The organism is Longimicrobium sp. (assembly GCA_036387335.1).
Lineage (GTDB): Bacteria > Gemmatimonadota > Gemmatimonadetes > Longimicrobiales > Longimicrobiaceae > Longimicrobium.
Map to the genome: position 1 here is coordinate 14,175 of DASVTZ010000263.1, position 15,013 is coordinate 29,187.

General features: G+C 72.3%; 11 protein-coding genes. 8 read left to right on the forward strand and 3 right to left on the reverse strand.

The genetic code is table 11. The features are described from left to right. The first annotated feature begins 323 nt into the window (after positions 1 to 323). From VF647_26340 to VF647_26360, 5 genes are all read left to right on the forward strand, one after another. On the forward strand, positions 324 to 1,094 hold the full coding sequence (locus VF647_26340) for a hypothetical protein (GenBank protein HEX8455628.1): 771 nt from the start codon (positions 324 to 326) through the stop codon (positions 1,092 to 1,094). After that, positions 1,073 to 1,291 carry a hypothetical protein gene (locus tag VF647_26345; GenBank protein HEX8455629.1) on the forward strand — a complete coding sequence of 73 codons (219 nt, stop codon included), beginning with the start codon at positions 1,073 to 1,075 and terminating at the stop codon, positions 1,289 to 1,291. Before VF647_26340 ends, VF647_26345 begins: the two co-directional genes overlap by 22 nt. After that, positions 1,288 to 2,505 carry a hypothetical protein gene (locus VF647_26350; GenBank protein ID HEX8455630.1) on the forward strand — a complete coding sequence of 406 codons (1,218 nt, stop codon included), beginning with the start codon at positions 1,288 to 1,290 and terminating at the stop codon, positions 2,503 to 2,505. The genes VF647_26345 and VF647_26350 overlap by 4 nt, the downstream gene beginning before the upstream one ends. A gap of 69 nt (positions 2,506 to 2,574) precedes the next feature. Next, entirely contained in the window at positions 2,575 to 3,765 is a 1,191-nt protein-coding gene (locus VF647_26355) for a PQQ-binding-like beta-propeller repeat protein (GenBank protein ID HEX8455631.1), read from the forward strand. A gap of 14 nt (positions 3,766 to 3,779) precedes the next feature. After that, on the forward strand, positions 3,780 to 4,163 hold the full coding sequence (locus VF647_26360; GenBank protein HEX8455632.1) for a hypothetical protein: 384 nt from the start codon (positions 3,780 to 3,782) through the stop codon (positions 4,161 to 4,163). A 462-nt stretch (positions 4,164 to 4,625) separates the two neighbouring features. Here the strand turns inward: VF647_26360 and VF647_26365 are convergent, their stop codons facing one another. From VF647_26365 to VF647_26375, 3 genes are read right to left on the reverse strand one after another with little or no spacing between them, the layout of a single operon-like run. Continuing rightward, the gene (locus VF647_26365) at positions 4,626 to 7,442 is read right to left on the reverse strand and encodes an insulinase family protein (protein HEX8455633.1); all 2,817 of its coding nucleotides are present in this window, start codon (positions 7,440 to 7,442) and stop codon (positions 4,626 to 4,628) included. Between the two features lie 39 nt (positions 7,443 to 7,481). Next, entirely contained in the window at positions 7,482 to 8,864 is a 1,383-nt protein-coding gene (locus VF647_26370) for a CHAD domain-containing protein (GenBank protein ID HEX8455634.1), read from the reverse strand. Continuing rightward, complete coding sequence (locus VF647_26375) at positions 8,861 to 9,373, reverse strand: histidine phosphatase family protein (protein HEX8455635.1); 513 nt, start codon at positions 9,371 to 9,373, stop codon at positions 8,861 to 8,863. Before VF647_26375 ends, VF647_26370 begins: the two co-directional genes overlap by 4 nt. A gap of 227 nt (positions 9,374 to 9,600) precedes the next feature. Here VF647_26375 and VF647_26380 point away from each other — a divergent pair, with 227 nt between their 5' ends. From VF647_26380 to VF647_26390, 3 genes are all read left to right on the forward strand, one after another. Next, complete coding sequence (locus VF647_26380; GenBank protein HEX8455636.1) at positions 9,601 to 12,576, forward strand: prolyl oligopeptidase family serine peptidase; 2,976 nt, start codon at positions 9,601 to 9,603, stop codon at positions 12,574 to 12,576. A gap of 11 nt (positions 12,577 to 12,587) precedes the next feature. Then, positions 12,588 to 13,355, forward strand: coding sequence for a carboxypeptidase regulatory-like domain-containing protein (locus tag VF647_26385; GenBank protein HEX8455637.1), 768 nt, complete (start codon positions 12,588 to 12,590; stop codon positions 13,353 to 13,355). Positions 13,356 to 13,770: 415 nt separating this feature from the next. After that, the gene (locus VF647_26390) at positions 13,771 to 14,781 is read left to right on the forward strand and encodes a tetratricopeptide repeat protein (GenBank protein ID HEX8455638.1); all 1,011 of its coding nucleotides are present in this window, start codon (positions 13,771 to 13,773) and stop codon (positions 14,779 to 14,781) included. Positions 14,782 to 15,013 lie beyond the last annotated feature (232 nt).

Below are 15,013 nucleotides of genomic sequence, written 5' to 3' on the forward strand. Positions count from 1 at the left end.
GAGAAACGACGGCGTCCGGGCCGGAAATCCTGCTCTCCGGCGAGCACTTGCATCCTAATGATTGACCACTACCGTGAGTCACATTTCACGGGTATATATTCTCAGCTTCGTGAAACATACGTAGCGCCGCCGGCGAAATTCGTCCTGCGCGGAGAGAGCACCCCGCCTGTTCCGCACCCGCCGCTCGGGAGCGGAGCGCCTCAGCAACTTCGTGCTCAAGGACCCAATGGAGTGAAGCTCGACCCGCCCCCCTGAACGGTGCCGGATCCCCCGGCGCAGCGCACGGGGGTCCCTGTCCTACCCTCTCTCAACATCGGGGACTTGTGAAATCACGACAGTATTTGAGCAGCGTGCGCCATGCGCGGCGGCTCGCGCCCCTCGTCGTCTTCGCGGCGCTGGCGGCCTGCGCGGACGACCAGACCACCGGATCGGCTCCCTTCGCCAGGCCCGGCGCGCCCCGGCTGGTGACCGCGCCCTTCTCCTGCGGCCTTTCGTACACGAGCACCAACACCTTCTACGACGCCGACCTGGCGACGTACGGGATCCCGGAGATCACGACCACGCACGACAACTGCGAGACGTGGACCGGGAGCGACTACCGGCTGTTCGTGCAGGAGACCAGTTCTTCGGTCACGGACCCGGAGGTCGCCAACGACGTGACCACCTCGTGGTACCAGTACGGCGTGACGCGCGGCTTCAACTCGGCGGGCGTCGAGATCGCCGACGCGACGCAGGTGGCGGCGGACGCCTTCGCGCTGGGCCTCGCCTCGCCAGAGGAGAAGCAGGCCTCGTACAACGAGCCGTACTACGCCGTCTACTCGGGCGGCAGCCGTGCGGCACGCGGATGTGCGACCATCAGCAGCTCCAGAACCGCCTGCCGGGCGCGCCGCGCACCAGCATGGCCACCGCGGGCAACGGCAATCCGGACGCGCACAAGGTGGGGAACAAGGAGCACGGCCTCCACCGCCCGGCGCTCCGCGCGCTCCTGGCCGCGAGCGACGAGATCGGCCGCAACGGGCAGGGACATCGCCGCTTCCGCCGCGTTCGCGGTGAAGAGGAGACGATCATCACCGTGGATCCCGCCACCGAGCTGATGGTTGGGCAGGAGGTGAAGGGGCCGCAGGGACACACCCGCGCCACCATGCGCTGGACCAAGATCAAGCGCAAGGACGGCAGCGAAGGCTACATGCGCCAGTCGATGACGGTGGAAGGCGAGAACGGCCAGGGCAAGCAGACGAGCCGCTCGACCGTGGTGATCACGAACATCTCTTTCGGCGAGGACAACCGATGAACCGCTTTGCAACCAGGGCGCTCCTGGCGTCCGCGGTGCTGGCGCCGGCCGTCGCCGCCCGCTCCGCCGAGGCGCAGTACGCCAGCTACACCGGCACCTACTTCGTGCACGGCCTCAACGAAACCAGCGCGGTGTGGACCACCCGGAACACCACGGGCCGGCTGGCCACGCGCGTAGACCCGGGCGCGGTGCGGCTCCCCAACACCACGGCGCTGGCGCCCATCGACTACCAGGCGGGCGAGCTGGCCGGGATGGTGCGCGGCGAGCCGGCGGGCTCCTCCTTCTTCTTCGTGGCGCACAGCATGGGCGGCCCCGTGTCGCGCGACGTGCTGCTGAGCTCCAACCCGCAGATCAACACGGCGTCGCGGGTGGCGGGAGTCGTGACGGTGGCGTCGCCCAACAAGGGCGCGCCGGTGGCCGAAAAGGCGCAGCAGTACGACCCGCGCACCACGCTGGGCCTCATCGAGGGGCTGATCCACACGATCCGCATCACCATCCTGAGCCCGATCTTCGGCCTGCTCGACGCGATCATCTCCTCGTTCGTGCGCACCAAGCTGGACCAGGAGCTGTTCAGCAAGCTGAACGAGACGGCCAAGGGGCTGAAGGCGCCGGGCGCGATCGACCTGCGCCCGAGCTCGGCCACCATCCAGTTCCTGGGCAACACGGGCGACGGAGTGCCGCACTCGGCGGTGTGGGGCTCGGTGCCGCAGCAGTACTCCTGGGCGCGCCTGGCCGCCAGCCGCGAGTACGCGGACCCGGAGGCAATGGTGCGCTCGGTGCGCTCCAACCGCAGCAACCTGAAGCTGTGCGCCGCCCTCTTCTACAACATCATCATCAAGACCGGCACGGGCAAAGCCTGCCGCACCGGCGAGCGGGCGATCGGCGGCTTCGACGACCGCTGGAAGGAGTGGGTGCACTTCAGCTACGCCCGCAACTCGGCCACGGACGGGCTGCTTCCCGAGGAGACGCTCCGCTACCCGCTGGAGTACGACGCCGGGCGGCAGCTGCGGGCGAACGGCACGGAGGACCACTTCTCCATCATGTGGCGCGACCCGGGCGTGAACCGGATCGCCGACGGGATGCTCGCGGCGCGCATGCGCCCGGCCGCCCCGCCCCCGCCCACCGAGCCGGATCCGTACGAGCCGCCGAGCAACTGCGGCTACGACAGCGGCACGCGGTTCCGCCGGGAATACGAGATCTGCAACATCCAGTAGGCACCATCCCTGCGGGCGGGCGGCTTGCCCGCCCGCAGGATTTTCTTTCTCATCGCGGGGACAACACCGATGAAGTTTGGCGAACGGGGCCTGCTGGCGCCGCTGTGCATGGCGGCGCTGGTGCTGGGGGGCGGGTGCCGGGCGGCCGGGGACCCCGGAGGCGGGGAGCCGGTGCGCCTGCGCACGCTCTGGTACCAGGCGCAGGCCGGGCACCCGCGCGTGCAGCCGGTGGCGGACGGCGAGCGGGTGTACACCGGCACCGGCGCGGGGCAGGTGATCGCCCGCGACCTCGCCACCGGCGCCCCGCGCTGGACCGCGACGGTGGGGCGCGGCGGCGTGGAGGGGGGGAACCTCCTGGTGCGCTCGGGCGTCGTGGTGGCGCCGGTGCTGTACCACACCACCGGGCTGGACGCCGCCACGGGGCGCGAGCTGTGGCGCTACCAGGCGCCGCTGGACACGGTGGGCGGCGGCGCCCCCAACCCCGGCACCGTGGTCAAGGTGCGCATCGCCGCCGACGACGAGGCGGCGTACGTCGCGGCGTGGGGGCCCAGCGTGGCCGCGGTGGAGCTGCGCACCGGCCGGGTGCGCTGGCAGTGGCAGCCGGAGCCGGGTACCCCCTTTCGCTTCGGCGCCGAAGGGGTCACGCTGGACGGCGGTGAGATCTTCCTGGTCTCCGACCACGCGCTGGACGCCAAGGGCGCGCGCTGCGAGATGTGGGTGGTTGCGCTGGAGGCCCGTACCGGACGCCAGCTCTGGGTGGCGAAGCTCCCCGCGGCCGGCGCCATCTCGTGCACGGCCGGCCGCCCCGCCGTCACCGCGGACCGTGTGGTTGCGATGCTCATCACCGGCGAGATGTACGGGCTGGACCGGAAAACGGGGGAGGTGGTGTGGAAGTCGCCCCGCGACAGCGCGGCGTACCTCTCCGTGCTCTCCAGCCCCGTGGCGCACGGCGACGTGATCTACGCCGGTGCGCCCAACGACCACGTGAAAGCCGTGCGCGCCCGCGACGGCGCGCCGGTCTGGAGCACCCCGGTCCGGGCGCAGTTCACGACCGACCTGCTGGTGACGGAGCGGCACGTTTACGGGGTGGACGGACCGTTTTTGTTCGTGTTCGACCGCCGCGGTGGCAAGCTGCTCGCGCAGGTGCGGCAGCCGAAGGAGCCGGAGCTGGGCGGTCTCTTCCCCGGCACTCCCACGTACGCGGACGGCCGCGTCTTCGCCCCGGTGAACGGCGGCGTGTGGGCGTTCGAAGAACCCTGACCGGAGCCCGTCTCTTGCGAATCGGATTCTGCCTGCTGGCGCTGCTGCTCGCCGCCGCCCCCGCCGCCGCCCAGGACGCGTCCGCGGGTCCGCCCCCCGCCCCGCGCCGGGCACCCGCCCTCTGGGCTCCGCCGCCCGTGGTGCTCCCGGGCGACTCCGCGCGTACGCTGGTGGCGGACGGCCACTCGGCCCTGGTCGTGACACGGGGCGGGAGCCGGTTTAGTATAGGGCGGTACGCGGCGATCGGGGCGCTGGCGGGCGGGGTGGTGGGGCTGGGGTACGGGCTGGCGCACGAGGACGAGGACGCCTTCGGGCTGAACCCGGTTCTCCCCGCCGTGATCGGCGCGGGGATCGGGTTCTATGCGGGTTTCGTGGTGGACATGATTCGGGGCAGGTAGGCGCAGGCCACCCTGCTCGTTCCTCGATGCCCTTCCCCGAGTGGCGGGGAGGGGCGTTCGCGTGTATGCGTGCGGGGCGCGTAGTTCGGAGCGCGGGATGGCACGGGCAGCCACGTGGGGCGGCCCCTACGCGGTTTCGGTTCGATTGGCGAGGATCGGGGCCGGGGCGGGGGGGGGCAGACACGCAGGTCTGCCCCTACCGGCAAACGGCGCGGATCGCGGGCGTGGAGGTGTGGGCGAGGGCGGGCGCGATAAATCGCGCCCCTACGGTACCTGTGTAACGGGCAGGGGTGTTCTCCCCCTCCCCCGCCCTGCGCCCCCGCAGGCGGGGGAGGGGGCCGGGGGGAGGGGGCCCTTCGCGCACCCAGCCCCCTCTCTCGATGACAGGAGGGCGCAGCCCTCTCCTGTTATCGGGAGAGGGGGCAGGCGAGTGTAACGAGCCGGGGGTGAGGGCCTCCCCCCTCACCGCTCCGGAAATAGCGACACCTGCACGTACCTTCCCGTATCCAGGAACCTGCGCGCGGCGTCGCGGAGGTCGGTGGGGGTGAAGTTCTGGGAGAGCGGGGGGGCGGCGATGCCGGCCAGGTCCCAGCCGCCGGCGTCGTACTGCACCATCTGCGACATCCAGAAGTCGTTCTCCCGAAGCTGCGTCTCGCGGTCGCGGCGGTGCTGCTCGCGCACCTTGGCGAGGTCCTCCTCGGTGACGCCGTTGCGCTTCACCGCTTCCAGCTCGGCGAAGAGGGCCCGGGAGAGCTCGTCCAGGCGGTCGGGGGCGGCGCTGAAGTCCACGACGAAGCGGAACTCGGGGCGCGGCTCGCGGCGGGCGGTCGCCGCCACGCCCACGCCATACGTGCCGCCCAGCTCCTCGCGCAGGCGGTCGCGCAGGCGGATCTCGAGGGCGTCGGCGAGGGTGCGCAGGAGGGCCACGTTGCGCCGCTCCCACTCCACGGGGCCGCTGAACACCACCTGCGTGCGCGCCTGCGGCTCCACCCCGCGCCGCACCGACTTGCGCACCACGCCCTCCGGCGTGCGCACGCCCTGGTCGCGCGCCACCTCGCGCCGGCCGGTCGAAGGTAGGCCGCCCAGGTAGCGCTCCACCAGCGGGCGGATGGAGTCCGGCTTCAGCGCGCCCACCAGGTAAAAGGTGAAGTCGCCCGCGTCGGCGAAGCGGTCGCGGTACACGGCGAGGGCGCGGTCCAGGTCCAGCGAGTCGACGGCGGCGGCGGTGAGCGGGCGTGCGCGCGGGTGGCCCTGCGTTAGGGCCGAGCGCAGCGTGTCCGCGAAGGCGGCGTCCGGGCTGGCGGAGCGGTCCCGGAAGGCCTCGCGCGCACGCTCGCGGTACGCTTCCCACGCCACCGAGTCGCGCCGGGGGGCGGTGAAGTACAGGTAGACGAGCTGGAGCATCGTCTCCAGGTCGCGCGGGGCGGCGTAGCCGGAGACCGCCTCGCTGAACTCGCTCACCTCCATCCCCACGCTCGCCGTCTTGCCGGCGAGGCGCTTACCCAGGTCCACCACCGAGAAGTTGCCCACGCCGCCCACCTGCGCCGCCGCCGATGCCGTGGCGCCGTGCAGGTAATCCTCGTCGGAGAGCAGCGAGGTGCCGCCGGGGCTGCGGCCCGCCAGCGTGATCTCGTCCTCGCGGAAGTCGGTGGGCTTCAGCAGCACGCGCACGCCGTTGGAGAGCGTCCACTCCGTCACCCCCACCTCCTCGTGCCTGCGCACGCTGACCACACGGCCGGGGGCGGGGGGCCTGGGGAGGAGCGGGGCGGTGGAGAGCGCTTCGGTGTAGGGCGTGAGCCGCGCGGCCGCGACCGAGTCCGCGATGGCGGCAAGGCGCGCGCTGTCTGGCCGCGCGACGCCGCTGCGCTCGGGGGCGCTCACCAGCACGGCGCGGTTGGTGGGGGCCAGCCAGGTGCGGGCCCGCGCGCTCACCTCACCGGCGCGGATGCCGGGGATGAGGGCGCGCTGCAGGCGGTACTCGGTGTCCACGTCCAGCAGGGGGCCGCCGTACAGGAAGTGGCCCACGTACTGCCCCGCGTACTGACCGGAGGTCGTCTTCTCCCGCTCCAGGTGGATCTGCTCCCACGAGCGCAGGAGCTCGGCCTTTTCACGCGCCAGCTCGCCGGGGGTGAAGCCGAAGCGCGCCGCCCGCTCCGCCTCGGCCAGCAGCCCCGCCAGCGCGCGCTCCGTTCCGCCTTCGGGGGCGCGGGCGGTGAGGAAGTAGGCATCGAGGGGGCGCACCAGCGAGCCGCTCACGGAGGAGACGTCCAGAAAGGGCGCGCCCGGCCGCTGCGTGGCCTCGTTGAGGCGGTCATTGAGGACGCCGTTGTACAGCATGTCCACGATGGCCTCGCGGTACTCGCGCACCAGCCGCCGCACGCGCGCGGGCGCGGTGTGCACCACCGTCACGGTGGACGAGGTGGCTTCCTTGTCCGTAGCGACGGAGTAGCGCGTGCCTGGGGAGGCGGCCACGGGGTAGGTGATGCGGCGCGGGAGCGTGGTGTCGCTCGGCGGGATCGCGCCGAAGCGGAGGCGGATCATCGACTCCACGCGCGCCGCGTCGAAGTCGCCGACGGCCACCACGGCCATCAGCTCCGGTCGGTACCATTTGCGATGGAAGTCGCGCAGCCCCACGGCCGTCGCTCCGCGGATGCTCTCCGGGGTGCCGATGGGGAGGCGCCGCCCGTAGCGCGAGCGGCCGAAGAGGGTGCCCAGGTGCCGGTCCTGCAGCCGCTGCCCCGCCCCGCGTCCCAGCCTCCACTCCTCCACGATCACCCCGCGCTCCTGCCGCACCTCCGCCGTGTCGAAGGCGATCCCGGTCGCCCAGTCTTCCAGGATGTCGAGCCCCGTCTCCAGGAAGCGCGCGCTGTCGGTGGGAAGGGTCATCGTGTACACCGTCTCGTCGAACGAGGTGTACGCGTTGACGTCCGGCCCAAAGCGCATCCCGGACTTCTCCAGGAACTCGATGATGGTGTGCCCGTGGAAGCGGCGCGTGCCGTTGAAGGCCATGTGCTCCACGAAGTGCGCGTAGCCGCGCTCCGTCTCCGTCTCCAGCACGGAGCCGGCGTCCACGGCCAGGCGCAGCTCGGCGCGCGCGCGAGGCTCCGCGTTGTGGCGCACGTAGTAGGTGAGGCCGTTGGACAGCTTCCCCGTTCTCACCAGCGTGTCGCTGGGGAGGCGCGCGTTGGGCGCGAAGGGGTTCTGCTGGCGGCCGAAGGGGACGCACCCGCCCAGGAGGAGGAGCGTGAAGGCCGCTGCGAGAAAGGGGTGCTTCCTCATGGAGATGCCGCCAGGGGAATGCCGGCGGCGCGGGGAGCGCTACCGGGCCAGATTCAGGTTGACGTACGCCGGGTCGCCGGTCACCTCGCGCACCAGCACCGCGCGAAGCCAGTCCGGCACCTCCACCGGGGTGTCCTCGGCGGGAAGCTCCACCTCGGCCAGCACCAGCCGCCGGTCGCGGAAGTGGTCGATCTCCCACACCAGGTCCCCATCCTTTACCGCGTAGCGCCGCTTGCGCACGCGCCGCCCCTTCGTGAGCCGCCAGAGCGCGCGGAAGATGCGCTCCGTCGTCTCCTCCTCCACCTCGATGCGCGACACGCCGGCGCCCAGCTTCACCGTGCGGAACCACTGCGTGCCATCGGGCGTCTTCACGCGCCGCACCCGCTCCGCCAGCCGCTCGCCGGGAAGGTACCCCTGCTCGATCTGGCGCGGCTCCGCGTGCAGCCCATCCAGCGCGGGCATCTTGCGGAGCAGGTACTTGCGTTCGATCTCGCGCGCGGGTCCGGCGCCCTCCAGCGCGTCCGCCAGGGCGCGCACCCGGCCGGGGAGGTCCGCCGCCGCGCCGTGCAGCCATCGCTCGCGCAGCGCGGAGAAGTGCTCGGCCCGCTCCTCCGAAAGGCGCCGCTGCAGGGCGCGCGATCCCGCCTCCTCCTCGCCCTCCGCCTCCTCCACCGCCGCGGACACCTCGCCGAGCAGGACGTGCGCGTCGTGCATCTCGCCCAGGAGCGCCTGGAGCCCCTTGAGCTCCTTGATCATCTCCTTGGCGCCGGGCACCAGGCCGAGCACCGGCTCCAGCAGGTAGCGGATGCGCTTGGCGGCGATGCGCGAGCGGTGCGCCTCGTCCTGCCGCGACTCGTCCAGCACCCCCTCCAGCTCCAGCTCCAGCGCGTCGGCCTCGGTGCGGAGCCGCGCGGCGAGCTCGGCGCGGAAGGGCGTCTCGCCGGGCGACTCGCCCGGCGTGAGCTCGGTGCAGAAGCGGCGGAGGCGGCGCGCCAGCCGCTCGTGCTCGGCCGGGAAGGCGGCGGAGGCGTTCCGAAGCTGCTCCGCCGCGGCCTCGGCCCGCTCGCGGGAGCGCTCCAGCGCGTCGCGCAGCCCCACCCTTTCCGCGCCGCGCGCCTTCTTGAGCCGCGTGGTGAGCCACTCGTTCTGCACCTGCGCGTCGCGCGCGTCGCCGGTGGCGTGGGCCAGCTCGCGCAGCGTGCGCCGGTCCTTGCCCCGCACCACGTCGCCCGGCAGGTCGCGGTAGGCGCGGAGGGTGCTCCGCAGCCGGCGCAGCGCCACGCGAAAGTCGTGGAGCGCCTCCGTCTCCGCCGGGTCGGCGAGGCGGGCGTGGGCGGCGGCCGCCTCTTCCAGCACGCCCAGCGCGATCCAGCGGACGGCCATCTCCGCCGGCAGGTCGAGCAGCGTGGAGCGTTCGGTCACCGTGCGCGCTCCAGCTTGCGGAGCTGCCCCGGCGTCAGCGACCAGAGGAGGGTCGCGTTGCCGGCGGCGGGCGGGTCGTCGAACTCCAGGAGGCAGGCGGCCCCCTTCTTCAGCTCCACGAAGCTCTGGTGGCGCCCCGTCAGCAGCCACCCCAGCAGGCAGCCGAGCCCCGGCTCGTGCCCCACGATCGCCACCACGGCGTCCGGTCCGTGCCCGCGCAGCCAGGGGAGGAGGTCGTCCGCCCCGCGCTCGGGCGACAGCTCGGTCACGATCTCCATCGCCATGTCGCCGTACTCCCGCGCCACGATGACGGCGGTGTCGTGCGCCCGCACCAGCGGCGAGGTGGCCAGCGCGTCGATGCGGGGGACCAGCGCCCGCAGCCCGGCGGCGCCGCGCTTCATCCTCCGCTTTCCCTCCCCCGTCAGCGGGCGCTCGGCGTCGGGGTGCCCGGCGAGGGCCCAGTGGTCGCGGTCTTCGGCGATGGCGTGGCGGATGATGAGGAGTTGCATCGTGGAGGCCGGTAGGGAAGTGCGTTAGTGCGTCAGTGCGTTAGTGCGCTAGGGGATGAGCGGGTTGTGAACGCACTCACGCACTAACGCACTCACGCACCCTACGCAAAACCCCCGCCCCGCGCCCACGCCCGCCCCCGCTTGCCCCCGCCCCGCCGCCGGTGCTACGTATACGCCTGTTCCCCGCCCCGGGGTCCCGCGTCACCCTTTCGCCGCCATCCCGACGTATGAAACGCAGAGCTTCGCTTTTTCTGACCGCGCTCTGGCTGGGCGCGGTTCCCGCCGTGGCCCAGGAGGGCCGCCGGGCGATCACGGTGGCCGATTTCGACCAGTGGCGGTCGGTGCACGGCGCCACCCTTTCGCGCGACGGGCGCTGGGCGGTGTACACCCTGGTGCCGCAGGTGGGCGACGGCGAGGTGGTGGTGCGCTCCACCGCCGGCGGGCCCGAGCATCGCCACACGCGCGGCTACGTGGGCCGCCCCCAGACCCGCGCCGGCGCCACCGGCCCCGAGGCCGGCTACCAGCCCTCCCGCGCCCAGTTCTCGGCCGACGGGCGCTTCGCCGTCTTCTCGATCGAAGCACCGCGCTGGGAGTGGGACCGCGCCCGCCGCGAGCGCCGCAAGCCGGCGGACATGCCCCGCTCGTCGCTGGGGATCATGAGCCTCCCCGACGGCCGCGTGACGGTGGTGCCGCGCGTGAAGTCGTTCCGCATGCCCGAGGAGAACGGGCGCTGGCTGGCGTACCTGCTGGAGACGGACAGCACCGCGGCTCGCACCGCCCGCGACACCGCGGCGGCCGTGGCGGCGTCCGCTCCGGGCGCGGCACCGGCGGCCGCGGCGACCCCCGGCGGCACCCCGCGGCCCGTGAGCACGGACACCGCGCGTGGCGCCAGGAAAAAGGATTACGGCTCCACCCTCGTCCTGCGCGACCTGCAGACGGGGAACGAGACCCGCATCGAGGAGGTGATGGCGTTCGCCTTCGACCGCGGCGGGCGCTGGCTGGGCTACACCGTCAGTGCGCGCGCGGGCGAGCGCGACGGCGCCTACGTGCGCGCGCTGGCGGAGGGGCGCACGCACACGCTGCTGGCCGGCGCGGGCGGCTACCGCGGCCTCACCTTCAGCGACGACGGGCGCCAGGCGGCCTTCACCACCGACCGCGACTCCCGCGACCGCGACAAGCCGCTCTCCGCCCTCTACCACGCGGCCCTGGGCGGCGGCGAGCCGCGCGTGCGCCGCGTGGTGGATGCGGACCAGGTGGGCAGGGGGCGGATGGTGGCCGAGCGGGGCCGCATCCGCTTCACCGAGGACGGAGGCGCGGTGGTGTTCGGCGTCCTCCCCCTGACCCCCGACTCCATCCCGGCCGACTCGCTGGCGGACAAGGCCGTCTTCGACCTGTGGAACTACCGCGACGCACGCCTTCAGCCGCAGCAGCGCGTGGAAGCCTCGCGCGACCGCGACAGCGCGTGGACGGCCATCGTTCGCCCCGGCGAGCGCCCGGTCGTGGTCGGCAACGACACCCTGCGCGGCGTGCAGCTCTCCGACGACGGGCGCGTCGCCATCGCCAGCGACGAGCTGCGCTACGGCGTGGAGGCGATGTGGGGCGAGGGCGGCGCGGACGTGTACGCCATCGACACCCGCACCGGCGCGCGCCGCCCCGTGGCCACGCGCATCCCCTTCGACCCGCAGCTCTCCCCCGGCGGCCGCTTCGTCCTCTTCTTCGACCGCGACCGCCGCTGGCACTCCTTCGAAGTCGCCACCGGCCGCACCACGGACCTCACGGGGCGGCTGGGCGTGCGCTTCGACCAGGAGACGTGGGACACGCCGTCCGATCCCGCGCCCTGGGGCGTGGCCGGCTGGACGCAGGGCGACCGCTCGGTGCTCGTCTACGACCGCTACGACGTGTGGGAGCTGGACCCCGCCGGCCGCCGCCCCGCCCGCGTGGTGACGGACTCCGCCGGGCGCCGCGGGAAGATGGTCTTCCGCTGGGTGGACCTGGACCCGGACGAGCGCTCCATCGACCCGCGCCAGCCGCTGCTGCTGCGCGTCTTCAACGAGCAGACCAAGGCCAGCGGCTACTTCCGCGACCGGCTGGGCTCGGACGCGGCGCCCGTGCGGCTGGTGATGGAAGACCGGCAGGTCGGCACCCCCAGCAAGGCCCGTGAAGCCGACGTTTACCTGTGGACGCGGCAGACCGTCCGCGAGGCTCCGGACGTGTGGGTGAGCGGCGCCACCTTCGCCGATGCGCGGCGGATGAGCGAGGCCAACCCGCAGCAGTCGCGCTACCGCTGGCCCAGCGTGGAGCTGGTGAGCTGGCGCTCCGAGGACGGCGCCGACCTGCAGGGGCTCCTCTACAAGCCGGAAGGGTTCGATCCGTCGAAGAAGTACCCGATGGTGGTCTACTTCTACGAGTCGCTCTCGGACAACCTGCACCAGTACCGGATGGACGTGCCGCGCAACACGATCCAGCCCACGCTGTACGCGTCGAACGACTACCTGGTGTTCATGCCGGACATCCACTACACCACCGGCTACCCGGGGCAGAGCGCCATGCGCTCCATCGTCCCCGGCGTGCGCTCGCTGATCGGGCGCGGCTTCGTGGACTCGGCGAAGGTGGCGATCCAGGGGCAGTCGTGGGGCGGCTACCAGGTGGCGTACATGATCACCCGCACCCCCATGTTCCGCGCGGCGATGGCGGGGGCGCCGGTGGCCAACATGACGAGCGCGTACGGCGGCATTCGCTGGCAGAGCGGCCTCGCGCGCGCCTTCCAGTACGAGCGCGGGCAGAGCCGCATCGGCGCCACCCCGTGGCAGAACCGGGAGCTGTACATCGAGAACTCCCCGCTCTTCGCCGCGGACCGCATCCAGACGCCGCTGATGATCATGCACAACGACAACGACGGCGCGGTGCCCTGGTACCAGGGGATCGAGATGTTCGTCGCGCTCCGCCGCCTGGGGAAGGAGGTGTACCTGATCAACTACAACGGCGACGAGCAAAACCCCACCAAGCGCGCCAACCAGGTTGACGTGGCGATTCGGATGATGCAATTCTTCGATCACCACCTCAAGGGCCGCCCGCAGCCGGACTGGATGCGCCAGGGCGTCCCCTTCCTGAACAAGGGCCGCGACCAGGTGCTCCCCGCGGCCGAGGTGCCGCAGCCGGGCGCCCCCGCCACCGGCGCGACGACGGCCGCGCCGCAACCCTGACCTTCTGCACCATGCCCCTCCGCTCCATCCGCCGGCTGACGGCGGTGCTCCTGCTGGCCTGGGCCGCGCCTTCCGCGGCCCAGGCGCCCGACACGGCCTCCGTGGTGGGACGCGCCGTCGATGCGGCGACGCTGGCGCCGCTCGCGGGTGTGCAGGTCCGCATGTCGTCGCTGAAGCGCACGGCCGTCAGCGACGCGAACGGCGTGTTCAGGATCACCGGCCTGCCGCTGGGCGACCACACCACGATGGTCACCCGCCTCGGCTACCGCACGTCGGTCGGCGTATGGCGGGTGGGCCGCGAGGGGCTGGAGCTGGAGGTGCCACTGACCGCGGAGCCGCTGATGCTGGAGGCGATCCGGGTGCAGTCGCGCCAGTTCGAGCGGCGGCTGCGCTCCAGCGGCTACACGGTGCGGGGCTTCGCCAGCGAGGAGCTCACCCTGAGCACGTCGCCCGACGCGGGCGAGTTCGTCCGCACCAGGATGGGGCTGGCGCGCACCGCCTGCGGCAGCCTCGGCGGCGGCGGGGGCCAGGAGTGCGTGCGCGTTCGCGGCGCCCCGGTGCGCCCCTGCGTCATCGTGGACGAGCGGCCCGCGTTCGGCGGATTCGCGGAGCTCGAGCTGTACCGGCCGCAGGAGCTCTTTCGCGTCGACGTCATCGCGGGCGGCGCGGTCATCCAGGTGTACACCACGCAGTTCGTCCAGCGCATGAACCAGGGACGGTGGACCCCCCTCTCCGCCGACAACCTCACCCGGATCGCCTGCGTCGGCGGCGGGCGCTGACTGCTTTTGCCTCACGCGAAGACGCAAAGACGCAAAGGACTGCCAGGAAGAGCTTTCTTTGCGCCTTTGCGCCTTTGCGTGAGACTGCTGTTCGGAAGCTGGAGGGTGGCTGATTTCCGAGCAGCCACGCATGACCGCCGTATCGCTCGTCTTTTCGTCCGCACCGCGCCTCCTCGTCTAGAATCCGCACGCCGCACTCTGCTCCGCCGCCCCGCCTCCGCGGCACCTATCTGATTCAACCGCATCACTTTACGCGATCCACCCCGTGCGGCACCGCTTTCGCCCTCAGGCAGGGGCGGGCGTGCCCCCGGCGGGCGCCCCGCTCTCACTCAGGCCGGATGGTATCGATGAAGACGATGATCGGATCGGCGCGCGGCAGGTACGCCGTCGCGAGCGGCGGGTGAGGACGAGGATCATGAGCCCCGACTTCGAGCCCACCGCCATGGCGGAGGCCCGGCGGTTCGCGGAGGCGCGCCACTGGCAGGCGGTGCAGCGCGTGCTGGGGCCGCTGCGCACCTCGCTGCACGCCGAGCCCGAAGCCCTCCTCCTACTGGCCGAAGCGCTCTTTCGCCTCGACGACCGCCCCGCCGCGCTCGCCCACGCCGACGACGCCCTGCGGGAGCTCCGCGCGCGCGGCGACCACGCGGGCGCGCTGCGGGCGCAGAACCTGGCCGGGGTCATCCTGCTGGAGATGGGCGCGCTGGACGAGGCCCGCATCCGCCTGGAAGACGCGCTGGAGACCGCCGCGGGCGAGGGGATGGACAAGGTGCGCGCCGACGCCGCCACCAACCTCGGCGTCCTGCACGACATGCGCGAGCAGCCGGGGAGGGCCGCCGAGTGGTACCGGATCGCGCGCGCCCTCTATCACCAGCTCGGCGACGCGGTGGGCGAGGCGCGCATCCTCCACAACCTGGGGATCGCGCACCAGGCGATGAAATCGTGGGACGAGGCGGACCGATGCTTCGCCCGCGCCGCCGACCTGGCGCAGTCCGCGGGCGAGCAGCAGCTCTTCGCGTTCGCGGTGGTCGCGCGCGGCGAGGTGGCGCTGATGCGCGGCGACCTGTCCGCCGCCGAGCGGTTCGCGCGCCAGGCCCTCACCCGCTTCGACTGCCACACCACCCTCTACGGCCTCGCCGAGGTTCGGAAGCTCCTGGGGATGGTGGCGTGGGCCCGCGGCGACCTCTCCGCCGCCCGCTGCGAGCTGGACAGCGCCGTCACCCTCTGCGAGATGAGCTACGCCCCGCTGGTGGACGCCGAGGTGCGCGTGGAGCGCGGCCGCTTCCGCCTGGAGACCGGCGACCCCGACGCGGCGCGCGAAGACCTGGAAGCCGCCGCCCGCGCCTTCGACGCCCTCCGCGCCCCCCGCCGCGCGCAGGCCGTCCGCTCGCTTCTTTCCCCGTCTCGCGAGCACGCCCGCGTGGCGTAAACAGCAAAAGCCTCACACAGAGGGCACAGAGGGAACAGAAAGCCACAGAGAAAACCCTTTTGCGGTTTTCTCTGTGGCTCTGTGTCTCTGTGCAGGGGTTCGACAGTAAAAGGTACACGCGAGAGACGGAATTGGCGCCAATGCTGGACTTTTATACCCGAAATCGTTGGATTTGCCGAAAACTTGTTGTACATGGATTTATAATTCACCTTGACTCCGCAGCAGGATATCA